Source organism: Geodermatophilus sp. SYSU D00700, assembly GCF_054050255.1.
In genome coordinates, this window is sequence record NZ_JBJGZA010000014.1 from 68589 (window position 1) to 88365 (window position 19777).

The following is a 19777-nucleotide window of genomic DNA, read 5'->3' on the forward strand; positions in this document are numbered from 1 at the left end:
GGGGCCGACACCCCCCGTTCGCCGACCGATAACGTGCCGACCCGTGCTGCTCGAGCTGCTCATCGTCGCCGGTCTGCTGCTCGTCGCACTGCCGGCGCTGTGGCTGGGCGTCCGCGGGCTGACGCTGCGCACCGGGCACTACAGCAGCGACGCCTCCGCCGACCGCGCCTCGCTCGTGCTGCTGGTCACCCTCCGCCTGCTGGTGCTGCTGCTGGTGTTCGCCCTCACCGCGGTCACGCTCGTGTCCGCCGTCGGGGCGATCGTCCGCGACCTGGAGCTGCCCGGCCTGGTGCCGGTGTTCTTCCTGCTCGACCTGCTGCTGGCCGTGCTGGTGCTGCTCACCTTCGGGCGTCGCGGACGGCGGCGACCGCGTCGACCAGCGACCCCTGCAGCCCGGTGAGCCAGTAGTAGACGGCCAGCTGCTGGCCCTCGTCGCCGGTCGGGTCCTCCGGCGGCTCGGTCTCCTCGGTGACGCCGATCCGTTCCCCCAGCGCCAGCCGCAGGTCGTTGGTGGTCCGCAGCCACGCACCGGCCTGCTCGGGGTCCAGGCGCACCTCCCCGCCGCCGTCGGGCAGGGTCGCGCGGACGGCGGCCAGGTCGTCGGTCTTGCCGCTGCGCAGCGCCGCCTCGGTGAGCTCCCGGTAGTCGGCGGCCAGCCCGGGGTCGCTGCGGTGCCCGGCGGGCAGCAGCCGGGTCATCACCGGGTCGCCCTCGACGTCGTCGGGGTCGGCGGCGAGCAGCTGCTCGAGCTGGTCGAGCAGCAGCCCGAGGACGCCGGACTCGGCCGCTTCCAGCCGGGCGACGACGTCGCCGCCCTTCCTCCGGAACGGCCTCATGCGTCCTGCTGGTAGGTGGCCCACAGCCCGTAGGCGTGCAGCCGGCTGGTGTCGTGCTCCATGCGCTCCCGCGGCCCGGAGCTGACCACCGCCCTGCCGTCGTTGTGCACCTGCAGCATGAGGGTGGTCGCCGTCGGCTCGTCGTAGCCGAACAGCTCCCGCAGCACGTGGGTGACGTAGGTCATGAGGTTGACGGGGTCGTTCCAGACGATGGTCACCCACGGACGGTCGAGGTCCTCGACCTCGTCGACCGTCGGCTCGGTCGTCCGGCTCGGGGCGAGTGGTCCGGCCACGCGACCACCATAGGACGGCCGGCCCCCGTCATCCCGGGTGAGGTCGCGGCGGCCGACCTAGGCTCCCGTCCCATGCCGACGGGTCCCGCGCTGTTCACCGACCGGTACGAGCTGACGATGGTCGCCGCCGCGCTGGCCGACGGCACCGCCTCCCGCGACTGCGTCTTCGAGGTCTTCGCCCGCCGGCTGCCGCACGGCCGGCGTTACGGCGTCGTCGCCGGCACCGGCCGGCTGCTCGAGCTGCTCCCCCGGTTCCGGTTCGGCGACGCCGAGCTCGCGACCCTGCGGGAGCAGGGGCTCACCGACACCCGGCTGCTGGACTGGCTGGCCGACTTCCGCTTCTCCGGTGACGTCGACGGCTACGCCGAGGGCGAGCTGTTCTTCCCCGGGTCGCCGGTGCTCACCGTGCGCGCGCCCTTCGCCGAGGGCGTGCTGCTCGAGACGCTGGTGCTCTCGGTGCTCAACCACGACAGCGCGATCGCCTCGGCGGCCGCGCGCATGGTGGCCGCCGCCTGCGAGCGGCCGTGCATCGAGATGGGCTCGCGGCGCACGCACGAGCAGGCCGCCGTGGCGGCGGCCCGGGCCGCCCACCTGGTCGGCTTCGACTCCACGTCGAACCTGGAGGCCGGCCGGCGCTACGGCGTGCCGACGACGGGCACCAGCGCGCACGCCTTCACCCTGCTGCACGACGACGAGGCCGCCGCCTTCCGCGCGCAGGTCGACACCCTCGGCGTCGGCACCACGCTGCTGGTGGACACCTACGACGTCGTGCAGGGCATCCGCACCGCCGTCGAGGTGGCCGGGCCCGGGCTCGGCGCCATCCGGCTGGACTCCGGCGACCTGCCCACGCTGGCCACCGCCGCCCGGCAGCAGCTCGACGAGCTGGGCGCCGAGCGGACGCGGATCCTCGTGACCAGCGACCTCGACGAGTTCGCGATCTCCGGGCTCATGGCCGCACCGGTCGACGGCTACGGCGTGGGCACCGCGCTGGTCACCGGCTCGGGGGCGCCGACGGCGGGGATGGTGTACAAGCTGGTCGAGCGCGACGGCGTGCCGGTGGCCAAGCGCTCGGAGGGCAAGAACTCCACCGGCGGGCGCAAGTCCGCCGTCCGCCGGCACGACGCCGACGGCACGGCCGTGGCCGAGGTGGTCAGCAGCGGGCCGATCGAGCCGCGCGAGGGCGACCGGCAGCTGGTGGTCCCGCTGGTGCGCGCCGGTGCGGTGGTGGCGCCGTCGTCGCCGGCCGACGCGCTGTCGGCGGCCGCCGCACATCACCGGCGGGTGCGCGAGGCGCTGCCGGCCGAGGCGTGGGCGCTCTCCCGCGGGGAACCGGCGCTGGAGACGGTGAGCTCGTGATCGGGGGTCCGCGGTGAGGCGCGCGCTGCTGGTGGTGGACGTGCAGAACGACTTCTGCGAGGGAGGCAGCCTGGCCGTGTCGGGCTGCTCCGTGGTGGCCGCTGCGATCACGGAGCACGTCCGGTCCGGCGGTTACGCGCACGTGGTCGCCACCCGCGACCACCACGTCGACCCCGGCGGCCACTTCTCCGACGAGCCGGACTACCTCGACACCTGGCCGGCGCACTGCGTGGTCGGCACCGGGGGCGTGGAGCTGCACCCGGCGCTGGACCGGTCGCTGCTCGAGGCGGTCTTCGACAAGGGCGAGTACGCGGCGGCCTACTCCGGCTTCGAGGGCCGGGCCGACGGCGTCGCGCTGGCCGACTGGCTGCGCGAGCGCGGGGTGGACGCCGTGGACATCGCCGGCCTGACCACCGACCACTGCGTGCGGGCGACCGCGCTCGACGCCGTCGCGGAGGGCTTCGCCGCCAGGGTGCTGCTGCACCTGACCGCCGGCGTCGCCGAGGCCTCCACCACCGCCGCGCTCGAGCAGCTCCGCACCGCCGGCGTCGAGCTGGAGGGCGAGGTCCACCGCCCCGCGAGGTGAGCCGCTCCGCGAGGTGAGCCGTCCCGCGAGGTGAGCCGGGGACGCGGTGTCGGCCGGTAGGCCGACAGGTCACAGGGCGTCGAGGACCTCGTCCCGGGTGAAGCCGAGGACCTGCAGGACGGCGTCGAGGTAGGGCTGGTTCAGCGCGGCGTGCGCCTGCTCGCGCACCACCGGCTTGGCGTTGAAGGCGATGCCCAGGCCCGCGGCGTTGAGCATGTCCAGGTCGTTGGCGCCGTCGCCGACGGCGACCGTCTGCTCCAGCGGGATGCCGTGCTCGGCGGCGAAGCGGGCCAGCGCGCGGGCCTTGCCGGGGCGGTCGACGATCTCGCCGACCAGCCCCCCGGTCAGCCGGCCGTCGGCCACCTCGAGGGTGTTGGCCGCGGCGAAGTCGAGACCCAGGGACTCGGCCAGCGGGTCGGTGACCTGCGTGAACCCGCCGCTGACGATCCCGCAGCGGAACCCCAGCCGCTGCAGCGTGCGGATCAGCGTGCGCGCCCCCGGGGTGAGCTCGAGGTGCTCGCGGACCTCGTCGAGCACCTCGACGGGCAGCCCCGCCAGCGTGGCCACCCGCGCGCGCAGGGACTCGGCGAAGTCCAGCTCGCCGTTCATCGCGGCGGCGGTGATGCGGGCGACCTCGGCGGCCCGGCCGGCGCGGGCGGCCAGCTCGTCGATGACCTCGCCGCGGACCAGCGTCGAGTCGACGTCGAGGACGATCAGCCGCTTGCTGCGCCGGGCCAGCCCGACCTGCTCGACGGCGATGTCGGCGCCCGTGGTGCTGGCGACGACGGCGAGCGCGGTGCGCAGTGCGGTCGCCTCGGCGCCCGAGACGGTCAGCTCCAGGCTCGTGACGGGGTAGTCGGAGAGCCGCCGGATCGCGTCGATGTTGCCCCCGACGCCGGCGATGGCGGTGGCCGCTCCGGCGACCGCGCCCGGCGGCACCGGGCGCCCCAGCAGGATGACGTGGTGCGGCCGGCCCGGGCGGCCGTGGTCGGGACGCCGGTCGGAGGCCGACTCGACCGCCACCCGCACCCCGGTGGCCGCGGCGACGTCGGCGCCCAGCCGGGACAGGCCGGCCAGGAAGGCCGGCTCGTCGAGCGGGCCGGCGGCACGGCCCTCGACCGGCGCGGCGCCGACGACGACGCCGAGCACCAGGTGGCCGTGCACGACGACCTGCTCGACGTCGACCACCTCCACCGGCGGGACGCCCGCGCTCCCGTCGGCCAGCGCGCCGAAGAGCCGGGCGGTCACCCCCGGCCGGTCGGCGCCGGTGACCGTGAGCAGCGCGCGGGGCCCCTCCCCGACGGGCTGCGGCGAGACACGGGGCGCGGGGTCGAGCGACACGGCGGCCATCGTGCCGCACCGCCCCGGCCGGTCCGGCGACCGGTGCGGAGCCCGACCCCGGACACGGCGATGCCCCGCCGGCCCGAGGCCGGCGGGGCATCGCCGAGAGGTGCTGTCGCGCTGGACTCAGAAGGGGTCGGGGTCGTTCGGGCCCTGCCGGGGTCCGGTCCCGCCGGCCAGCTCGCTGACGCCGCCGTAGGGCTCGTGCCGCTTGCCGACGTGGGCCTCGCGCTGCAGCCGTTCGATGAGGTGCGGGTAGTGCGCCTCGAACGCCGGGCGCTCCGACCGGATCTTCGGGATCTCGGTGAAGTTGTGCCGCGGCGGCGGCGAGGACGTGGCCCACTCGAGCGAGTTGCCGTGGCCCCACGGGTCGTCGCGCAGCGCCAGCCGACCGTACTTCCACGACTTCACCACGTTGTAGAAGAACGGGATGGTGCTCGCGCCGAGGATGAACGATCCGATGGTCGAGATCACGTGCAGCGTGGTGAACCCGTCGGTGGGCAGGTAGTCGACGTACCGCCGCGGCATGCCCTCGGTGCCCAGCCAGTGCTGCACCAGGAACGTGGCGTGGAAGCCGATGAAGGTCAGCCAGAAGTGCAGCTTGCCCAGCCGCTCGTCCATCATCCGGCCGGCCATCTTCGGGAACCAGAAGTAGATGCCGGCGTAGGCGGCGAACACCACGGTGCCGAAGACGACGTAGTGGAAGTGGGCGACGACGAAGTAGCTGTCGTTGACGTGCCAGTCCAGCGGCGGGCTGGCCAGCAGCACACCGGTGAGCCCACCGAGCAGGAAGGTGACGAGGAAGCCGATCGAGAACAGCATCGGCGTCTCGAACGTCAGCTGGCCGCGCCACATGGTGCCGATCCAGTTGAAGAACTTGATGCCGGTGGGCACGGCGATCAGGTAGGTCAGGAAGGCGAAGAACGGCAGCAGCACCGCGCCGGTGGCGTACATGTGGTGCGCCCACACCGTCAGCGACAGGCCACCGATGAGCAGCGTCGCGCCGACCATGCCCTTGTAGCCGAACAGCGGCTTGCGCGAGAACACCGGGATGACTTCGGTGATGATGCCGAAGAACGGCAGCGCGATGATGTAGACCTCGGGGTGGCCGAAGAACCAGAACAGGTGCTGCCACAGCATCGGGCCGCCGTTCTCGTCGGAGAAGACGAGGGCGCCGAGGTTGCGGTCGGCCAGCATGCCCAGCAGGGCGGCGGTGAGGATCGGGAAGGCCAGCAGCACCAGCAGGCTGGTGACCAGCGTGTTCCAGGTGAAGATCGGCATCCGGAACAGGGTCATGCCCGGCGCCCGCAGGCAGACGATCGTGGCGGTGAAGTTGACCGCGCCGAGGATGGTCCCCAGACCGCTGACCGCCAGGCCGGTGAACCACATGTTCACGCCGGCGCCGGGGGTGTGCACCACGTCGGAGAGCGGGGCGTAGGCGTACCAGCCGAAGTCGGCGGCTCCGCCGGGGGTGAGGAAGCCCGAGACCGCGATCAGGCTGCCGAAGAAGAACAGCCAGAAGGAGAAGGCGTTCAGCCGCGGGAAGGCGACGTCGGGCGCACCGATCTGCAGCGGCATGATCAGGTTCGAGAACGCGAAGAACAGCGGCGTCGCGAACATCAGCAGCATGACCGTGCCGTGCATGGTCACCAGCTGGTTGTACTGCTCCGGCGAGAGGAACTGCAGGCCGGGCTGCCCCAGTTCGCCACGGATCAGCATGGCCATGAAGCCACCCACGACGAACCAGGCGAACGAGGTGGCCATGTACATCAGGCCGATGGTCTTGTGGTCCGTGGTCCGCAGCAGGTTCGAGAGCCGCGCACCCCGCTGGACCTCGCGAGCCGGGCTCGGCCGGCTCACGATCGGTGCAGGCGCGATCGTCACGGCCGCAGCTTAGACCGTGCACGCCGGGTGCGTCGGGGCCCACCGGTGGGCGCGCCGGTGCCCGGGGACCCGGGCCAGGGCACGCCCGGATCACATCATGATCACTCCGGGTTTCCGCCCTGCTCAGAGGGGGAACAGGACCGTCTGGCCCTGGAGATCCCAGGAACCCCGGCCGCCTCGGCCAGCCCTCGTGGGAGGTCCACCGTGGAGATCCTCTGGAACATCATCGTGCTGATCGTCGTCGGCGCCATCGCCGGCTTCATCGCACGTGCCGTCGTCCCCGGCAAGCAGTCGATGAGCGTCGGCATGACGATCGTCCTCGGCATCATCGGCTCGTTCGTCGGCAACCTGCTCGGGAGCCTGATCAGCGGCCGCGGCTTCGAGCTCGGCACCGCCGGGATCATCGGCTCGATCGTCGGCGCGATCATCGTGCTGCTGGTCTACGTGTTCGCCACCCGGGGACGCACCCGCTCGCGCATCTGACCGGGCGAGGGGCTCCCGACCCCTGGGGGCTCCACGCCCGGTGGTGCGGTGTGCGGAGGGGCCCGGCCGTGTCGGCCGGGCCCCTCCGTCGTGCGCGGGGGGGTCAGACCGTCCAGGTGGTGACGTCGACGGCCAGGGTGACCCGCACGCGCGGCGGCAGACCGGCGACCGCCTCGGCCAGCTGCCCGGGTGACAGGTGCCGGGCGTGCGGTCCCATGCCCACCACCGCGGCCACGGCCCGGTGGTCGAGCTCGAGCTCCTCGCGGTGCGCTCCCGCCCCGGCCGGCGCCAGGTGCGGCTCCAGCGACCCCGCCAGCCGCGTGGCCTTGTCGGGGTCGACCCGCAGCAGCCCGAGCGGCCCCACCAGCTCGGCGAGGTGGTCCGGGGCCGGGGTCGCCACCACCAGCCGGCCGCCGGGCCGCAGCACCCGGGCGGTCTCGGGACCGTTCCGCGGGGCGAAGGCCACCAGCACCCGGTCGACGGCGCCGTCGCGCACGGGCAGTCGCGCCCAGGTGTCGGCGACGACGGCGAGCGCGCGCGGTGAGGCGCCGGCCGCGCGGCGCGCCGCGTAGCGCGAGGAGTCGAGCACCACCCCGACGGCGTCCGGCAGCCGCTCGAGCACTCCGGCCAGGTGGTGGCCGGTGCCGCCGCCGAGGTCGAGCACGGAGCCGACCGGCCCCCCGCCCGCGGCGACCGCGTCGGCCAGCACGCGGGTCAGCCCGGCGTAGGTGCCGGCCGCCAGCACCTCGGCCCGGTCGGCCACCATCTGCGCGCTGTCGCCCGAGGGCGGCGTGTGTCCCGGTGGCAGCAGCGTCACGTGCCCCTGCCGCGCCCGGTCGAAGGCGTGCCCGGCCGGGCAGCGCAGGCCGGTGTCGCCGGGCAGCGCCGACAGCGGCGCCCCGCACACCGGGCAGGCCAGCAGCGCGACCGCCCGCGGTGGCCAGGGCCGCCGGGTCACCGGGGGACGGGGTGGAGGGTCACCCGCGTGAGGACCCCGCCGTCGGCGACGGCGGTGAGGAACGTGCCGTGCGGCTGCCGGCGGCGGTCGGTGGGCGAGCCGGGGTTGAGCAGCCGCAGGCCGGCCGGGGTGCCGGCCGCGGGGGCCACGGTGTCCCACGGGATGTGGCTGTGGCCGAAGAACAGCACGTCGGTGTCCGGGAACCGGGCGGCGCAGCGGCGCTCGCGGCCCCTCGCGTCACCGGTCTCGTGGACGACGGCGACGCGCAGCCCCTCCACCTCGGCGCGGGCGACCTCGGGCAGGCGCTCGCGGAGGGGCCCGTGGTCGTTGTTGCCGTGGACGGCGAGCAGCCGCCGCGCCCGCGCCTCGAACCGGTCGAGCAGGGCGACGTCGACCCAGTCGCCGGCGTGCACGACGAGGTCCGCGGCGTCGATGGCGGCCCACAGGGAATGAGGTAGGTCACGTGCACGCTTGGGCCAGTGCGTGTCGGCCGTCACCACCAGCGAGAGGGGCACCATCCCATCGTCGCAGGGCGTTACGTTGCGTCCCGGCCGACGACCTCGGCCGCCTCCCGCTCGAGTCCCCGAGGACCCCCATGACCCACCCGTCCACTCCCCCGCGCCCGGACGCCGCGGCGGCGGAGCCCTACGAGAAGCGCTGGCTGGCCCTCGGCGTCATCGCGATGACCGTGCTGCTGGTCATCCTCGACGCGACGATCGTCAACATCGCGCTGCCCGCCGTCTCCGCGCCGGAGTCCGAGGGCGGGCTGGACATCAGCGCCGCCACCCAGCAGTGGATCGTCACCGCCTACACCCTGACCTTCGGTGGCTTCCTCCTCCTCGGCGGCCGCATCGCCGACTTCTGGGGCCGCAAGCGCACCTACCTCGTCGGCGCGGGCGGTTTCGCCCTCGCTTCGGCGCTGGGCGGCATCGCGCAGAACGAGGCGATGCTCTTCGGTGCCCGGGCGCTGCAGGGCGTCTTCGGGGCTCTGCTCGCGCCCGCGTCGCTCGCACTGATCACCGTGCTGTTCACCGACGCCCGGGAGCGGGCCAAGGCCTTCGCCGTCTACGGCGCCATCGCCGCCGGTGGGTCGGCGGTCGGCCTGCTGCTCGGCGGGGTGCTCACCGAGTACGCCGACTGGCGCTGGTGCTTCTGGGTGAACCTGCCGGTAGCCCTGCTGGCCGTCGTCCTGGCCGTCCCGATCGTCCCGGAGAGCAAGGCCCCCGGGGACACGAGGTACGACATCCCCGGTGCCGTGCTGGTGACCCTCGGCCTGGCGTCGATCGTGTACGGGTTCACCCGGGTCGCGGAGGCCTCGCAGACCAACGCCGCGGAGGCGGCGGCCGCCAACGCGGCGGCGGCACAGGGCGGCACGACGTTCGTCGCGCCCGAGAGCGGCTGGACCGACGGCCTGGCCTGGGTGTTCATCGTCGGCGGACTGGTGCTGGTCGTCCTCTTCGTGCTGCTGGAGCTGCGCACCCGCAACCCGCTGCTGCCGATGCCCATCGTCCTCGACCGCAACCGCGGCGGGGCCTACCTCACCTCGACGCTGGTGGGCGCCGGGCTGATCGGCGCCTTCTTCTTCCTGAGCCTGTACTTCCAGCAGGTGCTCGGCTACGAGCCGGTCATCGCCGGTCTGGCCTCACTCCCGACGACACTGGGCATCCTGGTCTCCGCAGGCGCGGCCAGCGCGCTGACCCCACGGACCGGGCCCAAGCCGCTGATGGTGGTCGGCGGGCTGCTGGCCGCGGCCGGGCTGTTCACGCTGTCGTTCGTCGGGCTCGACACGAGCTTCTGGACGCTGCCCTTCCCCGGGCAGCTGCTGCTGGGGCTGGGCCTGGGCTTCACGTTCGTACCGCTGTCGAACCTGGCGCTCGTGGGCGCCGGGGAGCACGACGCCGGCGCCGCCAGCGCGGTGCTCAACGCCACCCAGCAGGTGGGCGCCTCGATCGGCACCGCGGTCCTCGCCTCGCTGTCGGTCGGCGCGATCAGCGCCTACACCGCCGACGCGCTGACCTCCGGGGCCGACCCGCAGGACCCGGCCGTCGGCCTGCAGGGGCAGGTCGAGGGCTACACGACGGCGTTCACCTGGGCGGCCGCCCTGCTGGTCGCCGGCTCGGTCGTGGCCGCGCTGCTGATCAAGGCGACCAAGGACGACATCCCGGCCGGCGACGCCGTCGTCCACGTCGGCTGAACCGCGGCACGGCGGACACCGCCCGCGTCCCCACCCCGGGGACGCGGGCGGTGTCGCGTCAGGAGCCGGGCCGGGTGGCCATCGCCCGGAGCCGGGCGTTGTAGGCCTCCAGCTCGGCGTCGTCGGTGCGCGCGGCGGCCCGGTCGATGCGGCGGCCGCGGCGCTCCTCCGAGCCCATCCAGCTGTAGAGGACGACGACGAGGACGAAGACCGTCGGCAGCTCGCCGAAGGACCAGGCGATGCTGCCGGCGGTGTTCTGGTCGGCGAGCGGGTCGACGCCCCAGCCGGCGGGCGGGTCGGCGAAGGACTGCACCACCAGGGACAACGACATCATGACCGCGACGCCGAAGAAGGCGTGCAGCGGCATCGGGATGAGCAGCTCGAGCATCCGGCCGGCGTGGCCGACCTGCCGGGGCCACGGGTCCTGCGCCAGGATCGGCCCGAAGAACAGCAGCCCGGTCACGGTGAAGTGGGCGAGCATGAACTGGTGCCCGAGCGGGTCGCCCATGAGGGCGTCGAACACGGGCGTGAAGTAGACGCCGTAGAGGCTGACCAGGAACAGCGGCAGCGTGAACAGCGGGTGTGATACGAAGCGAGCGACCCTGCTGTGCAGGGCGTCGAGCAGCAGCGCCCGCGGCACCCCGGCCAGTCCCCTCCCCCGCGGCAGCGACCGCAGCGCGAGGGTGACCGGGCGGCCGAGCAGCAGGAGCAGCGGCGCGACCATCGACAGCACCATGTGCTGGGCCATGTGCACGCTGAACAGCACCATGCCGTAGCCGTTCAGCCACGTCCCGGTGACGGCGAACAGCGACAGGCAGCCGGCCACCCACGTCGCGGTCCGCCACCACGGCCAGGCCACGCCCGAGCGCCGCAGCCGGACCACGCCGACCAGGTAGACCACGAGCCCGAGCAGGGCGAGCACCGGCAGCACCGACCAGGCGTCGAGGTGCGGCAGGAACAGCCGTCCCCACGTGGGTGGCTCGCTGGGCACCCACATGCCCGAGTGGTGCCCGTGCTCCACCTGTACCTCCGGTCCTCCGCGGTCGTCCACCCCACTGTCCCACCAGGTGACGGGATGGAACGGCCCCGCTGCAGGGCCCCGCCGCGAGCGTGCGAGTGGCGGGCCCTGCAGCGGGGCCCTTCGTCAATCGTGGACGGGGGCCTCGTGGCCGGCATGTGCCTCGGCCTCGATCTGGAAGGTGCAGTGCGGGACGTCGAAGTGGTCGCCGAGGCAGGCGCACAGCGCATCGAGGACCCGCCCGCCGTGCCCGTCGGCGAGCACCTCGTCGGTGACCACGACGTGCGCCGAGAGCACCGGCAGGCCCGAGGTGATCGTCCAGGCGTGCAGGTCGTGGACGCCGATGACGCCCTCGACCCCGAGCAGGTGGGCGCGGACCCGGTCGAGGTCGACGTCGCGCGGTGCGGCCTCGAGCAGCACGTCGAGGGACTCCCGCAGCAGCGCCCAGGCCCGCGGCAGCACCAGGCAGCCGACCAGCAGCGCGGCGACGGTGTCGGCCGGCGTCCACCCGGTCAGGGCGACGACGCCCCCGGCGACCAGGACCGCCACCGAGCCGAGCGCGTCGCCGAGCACCTCGAGGTGGGCGCCGCGGACCGCGAGCGACCCGCGGCGCCGGTGCAGCAGCGCCAGCCCCACGAGGTTGGCCAGCAGGCCGGCGGCGGCGACGGCGAGCACCACCGCGGAGTCGATCTCGGGCGGGTCACCGATGCGGCGGACGGCCTCGACCACGACGACGACGGCGACCCCGGTGAGCAGCAGCCCGTTGGCGACGGAGGCCAGGATCTCCACCCGCTGCCAGCCGAACGTGCGCCGGCCGCGGGCCGGGCGCTGGGCCAGGGTGACCGCGCCGAGGGCCAGACCGATCCCGAGCGCGTCGGTGACCATGTGGCCGGCGTCGGCGAGCAGCGCCAGCGACCCGGACACCAGCGCGCCGACGACCTCGGCCCCGGCCACCGCGAGGGTGAGCGCGAGGACCAGCGCGAGCCGGCCGCGGGACGCGCCTGCAGCGGTGCCGTGGCCGTGCGCGTGCCCGGCTCCCATCGGCGCCACCTCCCCTCCCCCGGCAGTGTCCCCGCACGAGCACGCCCCCTGCCCGGACCTACCGGGAGGGGGCGTGTCGAGGCGTCCTCGCTCAGATGGCGACGCCGCGCTCCCGCAGCCACGGGAGCGGGTCGATCTTCTGCCCGTCGATGCCGCCGACGTGCACCTCGAAGTGCAGGTGCGGCCCGGTGGACTGGCCGCGGTTGCCCAGCAGCGCGATGGTGTCGCCGGCGCGGACCACCTGGCCGGGCTGCACGAGGATCTCCTCCATGTGCCCGTAGACGGTGACGTCGCCGTTGTCGTGCTGGATGTAGACCACGTTGCCGTAGCCGCTGGCCGGGCCGGCCTCGAGGACGACGCCGTCGGCCGCCGCGTACTCCGGCGTGAGCATGGGGGCGGCCAGGTCGATGCCGGCGTGCAGCTTGCCCCAGCGCGCGCCGAAGCCGCTGGTGAGCCGACCGCCCTCCACCGGCAGGACCGCCTCGGGCCGGGCTGCCTCCGCCGCCGCGGCGGCGGCCGCCTCCGCGGCGACCCGCTCCGCCTCGGCCTGCGCCTGGGCGGCTGCGGCCTCCTCGGTCTCGCGCGCGGTGCGACTGGCGGCCAGCTCGCCGAGCAGGGCGGCATCGGAGCGCAGCTCAGCGGCCCCGGCGGACTCCTCGCGGTCCAGGCCGAGCTCCTGGGCGACGCTCACCGAGGAGCTCACCGACTCGGTGCCGACGGCCTGGGCCGCCCGGTCACCGGTGGCGGAGGTGCCGAGACCGACCGCACCGACGAGCGCGGCGGCCAGGTAGAAGGCCGGGCGGCGGCGCGGCGGCCGGAGCCGGCGGAGGGTACGGCGCCTCGTGTGGCCGCCGACCACGGCGGGCCGGCCGTCCTCGGGCTCGGCGGCCTCGTACTCGGCGGTCTCGCACCCGGCCGTCTCGGGCCCGGACTCCTCGCGGGGGACGACGACGGCGGCCAGGGCCTGCGCGTCGGCGGCCTCGACGAGCTCCGTGGTGTCGGCGACGGCGGTCACCGGCTCGGCCGCGAGGACCTCCTCGACGACGTCGGCGGGCGCCGGGACGCGGTCGTCGACGACCGTGTTGCCGGTGACGACGACCGTGCGGACCTCGAGGCCGGTGGCAGTGGAGCCGGCCGCGGCGCTGGAGCGCGGGCGCGATGTGGGCCGGGGGCGGGCGGAACGGGTGGCGGTGGTCTTCCCGGCCGGCGACGTCTCCCCCTGACGCCGTTCCGGGGCCGTCCGCTGGGCCTTCCCGGCCGGGGCGCGTCGCCGGGAGGGCGATGCCGCTGCGGCCTGTCGGGAGGGCCTGCCCGCGGGGTCGCGCGGGGTCCCTCCGTCGGAGAGGCGGTCGGGGTGGCGCTCGGACATACACCTGGCTCTCGTCGGGGACGGGGTCGTCGTGCGGTGCCCGGGGGAGCGGGCGGGGCCCATGTAAACACGCCGTGATGGTTTCGTGATCTGAGTCGAGGGGTATCGATACTCGGTTTGGTGGCGTGGGTCACGAGATCGCACGGATGTCGTTCGACGGAGGGTGTACCGGTCCTCTACGGATGGTGAGGGACGCGCCGCCGAGGCTGCACGACCAGCGCGACGAGCCTCACGTGGGGCAGGAGCCCGTGGCGGAACCCCTTGACGAGGAACTGAGGAGCCCACTCATGCGCGCAGTCACCTGGCACGGACGTGCCGACGTACAGGTCGACACCGTCCCCGACCCGACGATCCAGGAGGACACCGACGTCGTCGTCGAGATCACCTCCAGCGGGATCTGCGGGTCGGACCTGCACCTGATCGAGGTGATGGCGCCGTTCATGTCCAAGGGCGACGTCATGGGCCACGAGCCGATGGGGGTCGTCCGCGAGGTCGGGTCCGCGGTGACCGCCGTCAAGCCGGGCGACCGCGTCGTCGTGCCGTTCAACATCTCCTGCAACACCTGCTGGATGTGCTCGCAGGGCCTGCAGTCGCAGTGCGAGACCACGCAGAACCGCGACCAGGGCTTCGGTGCCTCGCTGTTCGGCTACACCAAGCTCTACGGGCAGGTCCCCGGTGGCCAGGCGGAGTACCTGCGGGTGCCCTTCGGCAACACGCTGCCCATCAAGGTCCCCGACGGGCCGGCCGACGACCGGTTCGTCTACCTCTCCGACGTGCTGCCGACGTCCTGGCAGGCGGTGCAGTACGCCGCGACGCCGCCCGGCGGCACGGTGCTGGTGCTGGGGCTGGGACCCATCGGCGACATGTGCACCCGGATCGCCGCCCACCTCGGCGTCCGGGCCGTCGGGGTCGACGTCGTCCCCGAGCGGCTCGCCCGCGCCACCGCCCGCGGCACCGAGGTGATCCGCTCGACCGACCAGGACGACGTCGTCGCCGAGATCCGCGACCGCACCGACGGCCGCGGCGCCGACGCGGTCATCGACGCCGTCGGCATGGAGGCGCACGGCTCCCCGCTGGCGCAGATCGCCCAGAAGGCCTCCGCCGTCGTCCCGGACGCGATCATGGCGCCGGTGATGAAGGTCGCCGGCATCGACCGGCTGGCCGCGCTGAACACGGCCATCGAGGCGGTCCGGCGCGGCGGGACCATCTCGCTGTCGGGCGTCTACGGCGGGGCCACCGACCCGATGCCGCTGTCGAAGATGTTCGACAAGCAGATCCAGCTGCGGATGGGCCAGGCCAACGTGTGGCGCTGGGTGCCCGACATCCTCCCGCTGCTGGTCGAGGGCGACCCGCTCGGTGTCGACGACTTCGCCACCCACCGGGTGCCGCTGGAGCAGGCACCGCAGGCCTACGCCGACTTCCGCGAGAAGAAGGACGGCGCGGTGAAGGTGCTCCTGCAGCCCTGACCGGTCCTGTGACCGGACCCACCGGCCGCGCGGGGCATGTCCCGCGCGGCCGGTTCCTTGTCCCCGGGTAGGACCCGCACGGACGACGACGTCCGCACGTTCCCGCTCGCCCGCCGTCGTCCCCTGGAGTCCTCCCGTGCCCCGCGGCCTGCTCGCCCTCGCCATCGGCGCCTTCGGCATCGGCACCACCGAGTTCGTCGTCATGGGCATGCTGCCCGAGATCGCCGACGGTCTCGGGGTGTCGGTGTCGGCGGTGGGCCTGCTCATCTCCGCCTACGCGGTCGGCGTCGTCCTCGGCGCCCCGACGCTCACCGCGCTCGGGGTGCGCTTCTCGCCCCGGCAGACGCTGGTCGCGCTGATGGGCGTGTTCGTCGTGGGCAACGCCCTGTCGGCGCTCGCCCCGACCTACGAGACCCTGGTCGCCGCCCGGGTGGTCACCGCGCTGGCGCACGGCTCGTTCTTCGGCGTCGGCGCGGTGGCGGCCCGCCGCCTCGTGCCACCGGAGCGCGCGACGCAGGCCATCTCCCTGATGATCACCGGCCTGACGCTGGCCAACGTCGTCGGTGTGCCGCTGGGCACCTTCGTCGCCCAGCAGCTGAGCTGGCGGCTCGTCCTCGGCGCCATCGCCGGGATCGGCCTGGTCACCATCGCCGGGCTGCTGGCCTGGCTGCCGGCCGGGACCGGCGAGCGCGGCGACCTGCGCTCGGAGCTGGCCGCCTTCCGCCGCGGTCAGGTGTGGCTGGTCCTGACCCTGACGATGGTCGGGTTCGCCGCGCTGTTCGCCGTCTACAGCTACGTCAGCCCGATCCTGACCGAGCTGGCCGGCCTGCCCGAGGGCTGGGTGACCCCGGTGCTGGCCCTGTTCGGCGTCGGCACGACCGTCGGCACGCTGGCCGGCGGGCGGCTGGGCGACCGCTTCGGGTTCTCCTTCGTCGCCGCCGGCCTGCTGGTCACCGCCGTGCTGCTGGGGGCGTTCGCGCTGCTCGCCCGCACGCCCGCCGCGGCGATCGCCCTGCTGGTGCTCTTCGGCACCGTGGCCTTCGCGATGGGCCCGGTCGTCCAGAACGGCGTCATCGAGGCGGCCCGGGTGCGCGGTGGCAGCCTGGTGTCCGCGGCCAACCAGGCGGCGTTCAACGTGGCCAACGCGCTCGGAGCGGCCCTCGGCGCGCTCGTCCTGTCCCTCGACCTCGGCTACGCCGCGCCGATGTGGGTCGGGGCGGGGCTGGCGCTGGTCGGCAGCGGCCTGGCGCTGGCGGTCCGGCGGGCCGACCGCCGCGAGCGCGCGCGGGTGACCGCCGACGTCCGGCGGTGGCGCCAGGAGGTGGGCGACCGGCTCGACCGGGCCGCCTGAGCACCGCGGGTCGGGCGGCGCCGACCGGGTAGGACGTGGGCCATGACGGTCTTCCACGCCGAGAGGTCAGGGCAGTTCCCGCTGGGGGACCGCACGGTCAACCGGATCGGCCTCGGCGCGATGCGGCTGGTCGGACCGGATGCCCTGGGCCCGCCCGCGGACCGGGACGCCGCCGTCGCCCTGCTGCGCCGGGCCGTGGAGCTCGGCGTCGACCACGTCGCGACCAGCGGCTCCTACGGCCCGCACGTCGCCAACGAGGTCATCCGCGAGGCGCTGCACCCGTACCCGGAGCAGCTGACGATCGTCACCGCGGTGGGCACCCGGCGGACCCCGGACGGCGCGTGGCACGAGGCGCTCACCCCGGAGGAGCTGCGCTCGGCCGTGCAGGACGACCTCGACCACCTCGGTGCCGACGTCCTCGACGTCGTGGTCCTGCGGATGCCCGGCTCCGCCGGGCCCGTGGAGCGCTCGCTGGCTGAGCCGTTCGGGGCGCTGGCGCAGCTGCAGCAGGAGGGCCTGGTCCGCCACCTGGGGGTCTCCCACGTGACGACGCAGCAGTTCGCCGAGGCGCGGGCGATCGCGCCGGTGGTGTGCGTGCACAACCGCTACGACCTGCTGCACCGCGACGACGACCCGATGGTCGACGCGCTGGCCCGCGAGGGCGTCGCCTTCGTGCCCTGCGGCCCGCTCGGCGGGTCCCCGCCGCTGCGCACGGCGGCGCTGGAGACCGTGGCCCGGCGGCTGGAGACCACGCCGGAGCAGGTGGCGCTGGCGTGGCTGCTGGCCCGCTCCCCCAACCTGCTGCTCGTGCCGGGCACCTCGTCGGTGGCGCACCTGGAGGAGGACCTGCAGGCCGCGGCACGGGTGCTCGGGCCGGCCGAGATGGAGGAGCTCGACCGGATCGGCGGCACCGGCGAGCCCGACGTCGACCTCTGAGGCGCTCAGGTCCGCCCGGCGGGCTGCGCGACCGGGCCGAGCACCCGGTCGAGGTGCGCGTTGCCGAGCACGCCGGCGGGGTCGAGCCGGGCCCGCAGCGCGGTGAACTCGCCGAACCGCGGGTACCGGGCGGCCAGCGCGGCCGCGTCCAGGCCGTGCTGTTTGCCCCAGTGCGGCCGTCCGCCGACCGCGGCGGCGATCGCCTCGAACGCCGAGAAGTAACCGCCGGGCTCGCTGCGGGCGGGCACGTGGACGGCGACGTAGGCGGTGTCCCGCCCGAACGCGGTCGACAGGGGGACGTCGTCGGCGGCGGCGACCCGCACCTCGACGGGGAACGGGATGCGCCACGGCCCGGCGTCGACCACCCGGCGCAGCTCGGCGAGCACCCCCGGGGCGGCCGCCCGCGGGACGGCGTACTCCATCTCGCGGAACCGGACCCGCCGGCGCGCGACGAACACCCGGTGGGCGAGGTCGGTGCGGGGGCGCCTGCTGAAGGCGCCGGCCGAGAGGCGGGCGAGGGGCGGGACCAGCGCGGGCACCCGGCGACCGGTCGCGACGACGGCGGCGAACCCGGCGTTGGCCAGCACCTCGCCGTCCCACAGCGCCCGCACCCGGGACGGTGGCGCCAGCTCCGACAGTGGCACCCGGGTGTTGCGCTTGGTCACGCACCGGTCGGTGTGCGGGAACCAGTAGAACTCGACGTGGTCGGTCGAGGTCATGACCTCGTCGAAGGCGGCCAGCAGGTCCGGCAGCCGCGCCGGGCCCTCCTCGGCCCGCAGCGCGAAGGCCGGCACGGCCTGCAGCGTCACCGTGCTCAGCACGCCCAGCGCGCCGAGCCCCACGCGGGCGGCGGAGAAGACGTCGGGGTGCTCGGCCGGTGAGCAGCGCAGCACGGCGCCGTCGGCGGTGACCAGCTCGAGCGCCCGCAGCTGGGTGGCCAGGCCGCCGAAGCGGGCGCCGGTGCCGTGCGTGCCGGTGGACACCGCGCCGGCCACGGTCTGCCGGTCGACGTCGCCGAGGTTGGTCAGCGCCCAGCCGCGCCGGGCGAGCTCGGCGCCCAGCCGGTGCAGCAACATGCCGGCCTGCACGGTGACCAGGCCGGCGTCGTCGACGTCGAGCAGCGCGGCGTGCCGGCGCAGGCTCAGCGCGACGTCCTCGGGCCGGCCGATGCCGCTGAACGAGTGGCCGCTGCCCAGGGCGGTCACGCGGCGGCCCGCGCCACCGGCCGCCCGCAGCTCCGCGGCGATCGCCTCCGTGTCGGCCGGGGTGACGACGGTGAGCCCGGTCGCCCGCTGGTCGCCCGCCCAGTTGCGCCAGGTGCCCGTGCGTCGGCTGCCCGCCACGTCGTCCTCCTCCGGTGTCCGCGGCAGTGTGTCCGGCCCGGCTCCACCCGTCGAGGGCCTTGCCCCGCTCCGCTCCCGCCCGGGAGGCTCCGGTGCCGTGACCGCCCCGGCGCGGGCCCGGCTCGACGCCGCGACCGCCGACCTCGACCCGCCGCTCGCCGTCCTCGACCTCGACGCCCTCGACGCGAACGCCGCCGCGCTGGTCCGCCGGGCGGGCGGGCGGCCGGTGCGGGTGGCGAGCAAGTCCGTGCGCAGCCGCGCGGTGCTGCGGCGGGTGCTGGCGCGGCCGAGCTTCGCGGGCGTGCTGGCCTACTCGCTGGCCGAGGCCCTGTGGCTGGCCGGCGGCGAGGACCCGGTGTGCGAGGACGTCGTCGTCGGCTACCCCTCGGCCGACCGGGCCGCGCTGCGCCGGCTGGTGGCCGACCCGGCGCTCGCCGCCCGGGTGACGCTGGTGGTCGACTCCCCCGACCAGCTCGACCTCGTCGACGCCCTCGCCGCCCCCGGGACCCGCCCGCCGGTGCGGGTGTGCCTCGACCTCGACGCCTCGCTGCGCGCCGGCGGCGGGCGGGTCCACCTCGGCGTGCGCCGGTCGCCGGTGCACGACCCGGCCGGTGCCGCGGCGCTGGCCCGCACGGTGCACGGCCGGGCCGGGTTCACGCTGGTGGGGCTGATGGCCTACGAGGCGCAGGTGGCCGGGGTCCCCGACGCCCCGCCCGGGCGGCCGGTGCGCGCCCTGGCGGTGCGCGGGGTGCAGGCGCTGTCGATGCGCGAGCTGGTGCGGCGGCGCGCCGCGATGGTGGCCGCCGTGTCGGCGGTGGCGCCGCTCGAGTTCGTCAACGGCGGCGGCACCGGCAGCCTGGAACGGACCGCGGCCGACCCGTCGGTGACCGAGGTGGCCGCCGGGTCGGGGCTCTACCAGCCGACGCTCTTCGACGGCTACCGCGCCGTCCGCGGCCAGCCGGCCCTGCTGTTCGCGCTGCCGGTCACCCGCCGCCCGGCACCCGGGATCGTCACCGTGGCGGCGGGGGGCTGGATCGCGTCCGGCCCGCCCGGCCCCGACCGCTCCCCGCGCCCGGTGCACCCGGCGGGGCTGCGACTGCTCGGCACCGAGGGCGCCGGGGAGGTGCAGACGCCGCTGCGGGGTCCGGGCGCCGGCGGGCTCGCGGTCGGCGACCGGGTGTGGTTCCGGCACGCCAAGGCCGGCGAGCTGTGCGAGCACGTCGACGTCCTGCACACGCTGGCCGGCGACCGGCTGACCGGCGCCGTCCCGACCTACCGGGGCGAGGGCCGCGCGTTCGGCTGACGCTGCGGGTGGCCCTCCG

The 19777-nt window shown here is 75.1% G+C and carries 19 protein-coding genes; 9 read left to right on the top strand and 10 right to left on the bottom strand.

Annotated features, from left to right (window positions below):
* Positions 1-43: 43 nt before the first annotated feature.
* Positions 44-400, top strand: coding sequence for a hypothetical protein (locus ACI79V_RS12645; protein WP_456889736.1), 357 nt, complete (start codon positions 44-46; stop codon positions 398-400).
* Here ACI79V_RS12645 and ACI79V_RS12650 read toward each other — a convergent pair.
* Positions 339-836 carry a DUF2017 family protein gene (locus ACI79V_RS12650; RefSeq protein WP_456873509.1) on the bottom strand — a complete coding sequence of 166 codons (498 nt, stop codon included), beginning with the start codon at positions 834-836 and terminating at the stop codon, positions 339-341. The two genes, ACI79V_RS12645 and ACI79V_RS12650, sit on opposite strands and share 62 nt — an antisense overlap.
* Positions 833-1129, bottom strand: coding sequence for an ATP-dependent Clp protease adapter ClpS (gene clpS / locus ACI79V_RS12655; RefSeq protein ID WP_456873510.1), 297 nt, complete (start codon positions 1127-1129; stop codon positions 833-835). Before clpS ends, ACI79V_RS12650 begins: the two co-directional genes overlap by 4 nt.
* A 72-nt stretch (positions 1130-1201) precedes the next feature.
* Between clpS and ACI79V_RS12660 the strand changes: the two genes are divergently transcribed.
* Positions 1202-2485 (top strand): nicotinate phosphoribosyltransferase, encoded by a 1284-nt coding sequence (locus ACI79V_RS12660; RefSeq protein WP_456889737.1) that lies wholly within the window; start codon positions 1202-1204, stop codon positions 2483-2485.
* Positions 2486-2498: 13 nt separating this feature from the next.
* A complete protein-coding gene (locus ACI79V_RS12665; protein ID WP_456889739.1) occupies positions 2499-3071 on the top strand; it encodes an isochorismatase family protein in 573 nt (190 codons plus the stop codon).
* 69 nt (positions 3072-3140) lie between these two features.
* Here ACI79V_RS12665 and serB read toward each other — a convergent pair whose 3' ends face one another.
* Both serB and ctaD read right to left on the bottom strand, forming a co-directional pair.
* Positions 3141-4412, bottom strand: a complete 1272-nt coding sequence (gene serB / locus ACI79V_RS12670; RefSeq protein WP_456889741.1) for a phosphoserine phosphatase SerB — start codon at positions 4410-4412, stop codon at positions 3141-3143.
* 126 nt (positions 4413-4538) lie between these two features.
* Positions 4539-6296 (bottom strand): aa3-type cytochrome oxidase subunit I, encoded by a 1758-nt coding sequence (gene ctaD, locus ACI79V_RS12675; protein WP_456873514.1) that lies wholly within the window; start codon positions 6294-6296, stop codon positions 4539-4541.
* Between the two features lie 204 nt (positions 6297-6500).
* On the opposite strand from ctaD, the gene ACI79V_RS12680 reads away from it, so the two are divergent.
* Positions 6501-6779 carry a GlsB/YeaQ/YmgE family stress response membrane protein gene (locus ACI79V_RS12680; RefSeq protein WP_456873515.1) on the top strand — a complete coding sequence of 93 codons (279 nt, stop codon included), beginning with the start codon at positions 6501-6503 and terminating at the stop codon, positions 6777-6779.
* A gap of 103 nt (positions 6780-6882) precedes the next feature.
* Here ACI79V_RS12680 and ACI79V_RS12685 read toward each other — a convergent pair whose 3' ends face one another.
* Together ACI79V_RS12685 and ACI79V_RS12690 are read right to left on the bottom strand one after the other, a co-directional pair.
* A complete protein-coding gene (locus ACI79V_RS12685) occupies positions 6883-7737 on the bottom strand; it encodes a putative RNA methyltransferase (RefSeq protein ID WP_456889743.1) in 855 nt (284 codons plus the stop codon).
* Positions 7734-8255 carry a metallophosphoesterase family protein gene (locus ACI79V_RS12690; protein WP_456889745.1) on the bottom strand — a complete coding sequence of 174 codons (522 nt, stop codon included), beginning with the start codon at positions 8253-8255 and terminating at the stop codon, positions 7734-7736. Before ACI79V_RS12690 ends, ACI79V_RS12685 begins: the two co-directional genes overlap by 4 nt.
* A gap of 77 nt (positions 8256-8332) precedes the next feature.
* Here ACI79V_RS12690 and ACI79V_RS12695 point away from each other — a divergent pair, with 77 nt between their 5' ends.
* Positions 8333-9931, top strand: a complete 1599-nt coding sequence (locus ACI79V_RS12695) for an MFS transporter (protein ID WP_456889746.1) — start codon at positions 8333-8335, stop codon at positions 9929-9931.
* Positions 9932-9989: 58 nt separating this feature from the next.
* Here the strand turns inward: ACI79V_RS12695 and ACI79V_RS12700 are convergent, their stop codons facing one another.
* The 3 genes from ACI79V_RS12700 to ACI79V_RS12710 all read right to left on the bottom strand — a co-directional run bounded on the left by ACI79V_RS12700 (position 9990) and on the right by ACI79V_RS12710 (position 13359).
* Positions 9990-10982 carry a cytochrome c oxidase assembly protein gene (locus tag ACI79V_RS12700; protein WP_456889748.1) on the bottom strand — a complete coding sequence of 331 codons (993 nt, stop codon included), beginning with the start codon at positions 10980-10982 and terminating at the stop codon, positions 9990-9992.
* 93 nt (positions 10983-11075) lie between these two features.
* On the bottom strand, positions 11076-11990 hold the full coding sequence (locus tag ACI79V_RS12705; protein ID WP_456873520.1) for a cation diffusion facilitator family transporter: 915 nt from the start codon (positions 11988-11990) through the stop codon (positions 11076-11078).
* A gap of 91 nt (positions 11991-12081) precedes the next feature.
* Entirely contained in the window at positions 12082-13359 is a 1278-nt protein-coding gene (locus ACI79V_RS12710; protein ID WP_456889751.1) for a peptidoglycan DD-metalloendopeptidase family protein, read from the bottom strand.
* A gap of 287 nt (positions 13360-13646) precedes the next feature.
* Between ACI79V_RS12710 and ACI79V_RS12715 the strand changes: the two genes are divergently transcribed.
* The 3 genes from ACI79V_RS12715 to ACI79V_RS12725 all read left to right on the top strand — a co-directional run bounded on the left by ACI79V_RS12715 (position 13647) and on the right by ACI79V_RS12725 (position 17112).
* Complete coding sequence (locus tag ACI79V_RS12715) at positions 13647-14825, top strand: alcohol dehydrogenase catalytic domain-containing protein (protein WP_456889752.1); 1179 nt, start codon at positions 13647-13649, stop codon at positions 14823-14825.
* A 136-nt stretch (positions 14826-14961) separates the two neighbouring features.
* A complete protein-coding gene (locus ACI79V_RS12720) occupies positions 14962-16176 on the top strand; it encodes an MFS transporter (RefSeq protein ID WP_456889753.1) in 1215 nt (404 codons plus the stop codon).
* A gap of 42 nt (positions 16177-16218) precedes the next feature.
* Positions 16219-17112 (top strand): oxidoreductase, encoded by an 894-nt coding sequence (locus ACI79V_RS12725; protein ID WP_456889755.1) that lies wholly within the window; start codon positions 16219-16221, stop codon positions 17110-17112.
* Positions 17113-17117: 5 nt separating this feature from the next.
* Here the strand turns inward: ACI79V_RS12725 and ACI79V_RS12730 are convergent, their stop codons facing one another.
* A complete protein-coding gene (locus ACI79V_RS12730; RefSeq protein WP_456889757.1) occupies positions 17118-18455 on the bottom strand; it encodes a D-arabinono-1,4-lactone oxidase in 1338 nt (445 codons plus the stop codon).
* Between the two features lie 97 nt (positions 18456-18552).
* On the opposite strand from ACI79V_RS12730, the gene ACI79V_RS12735 reads away from it, so the two are divergent.
* Positions 18553-19758 (top strand): alanine racemase, encoded by a 1206-nt coding sequence (locus ACI79V_RS12735; RefSeq protein WP_456889759.1) that lies wholly within the window; start codon positions 18553-18555, stop codon positions 19756-19758.
* The last annotated feature ends 19 nt before the right edge of the window (positions 19759-19777 follow it).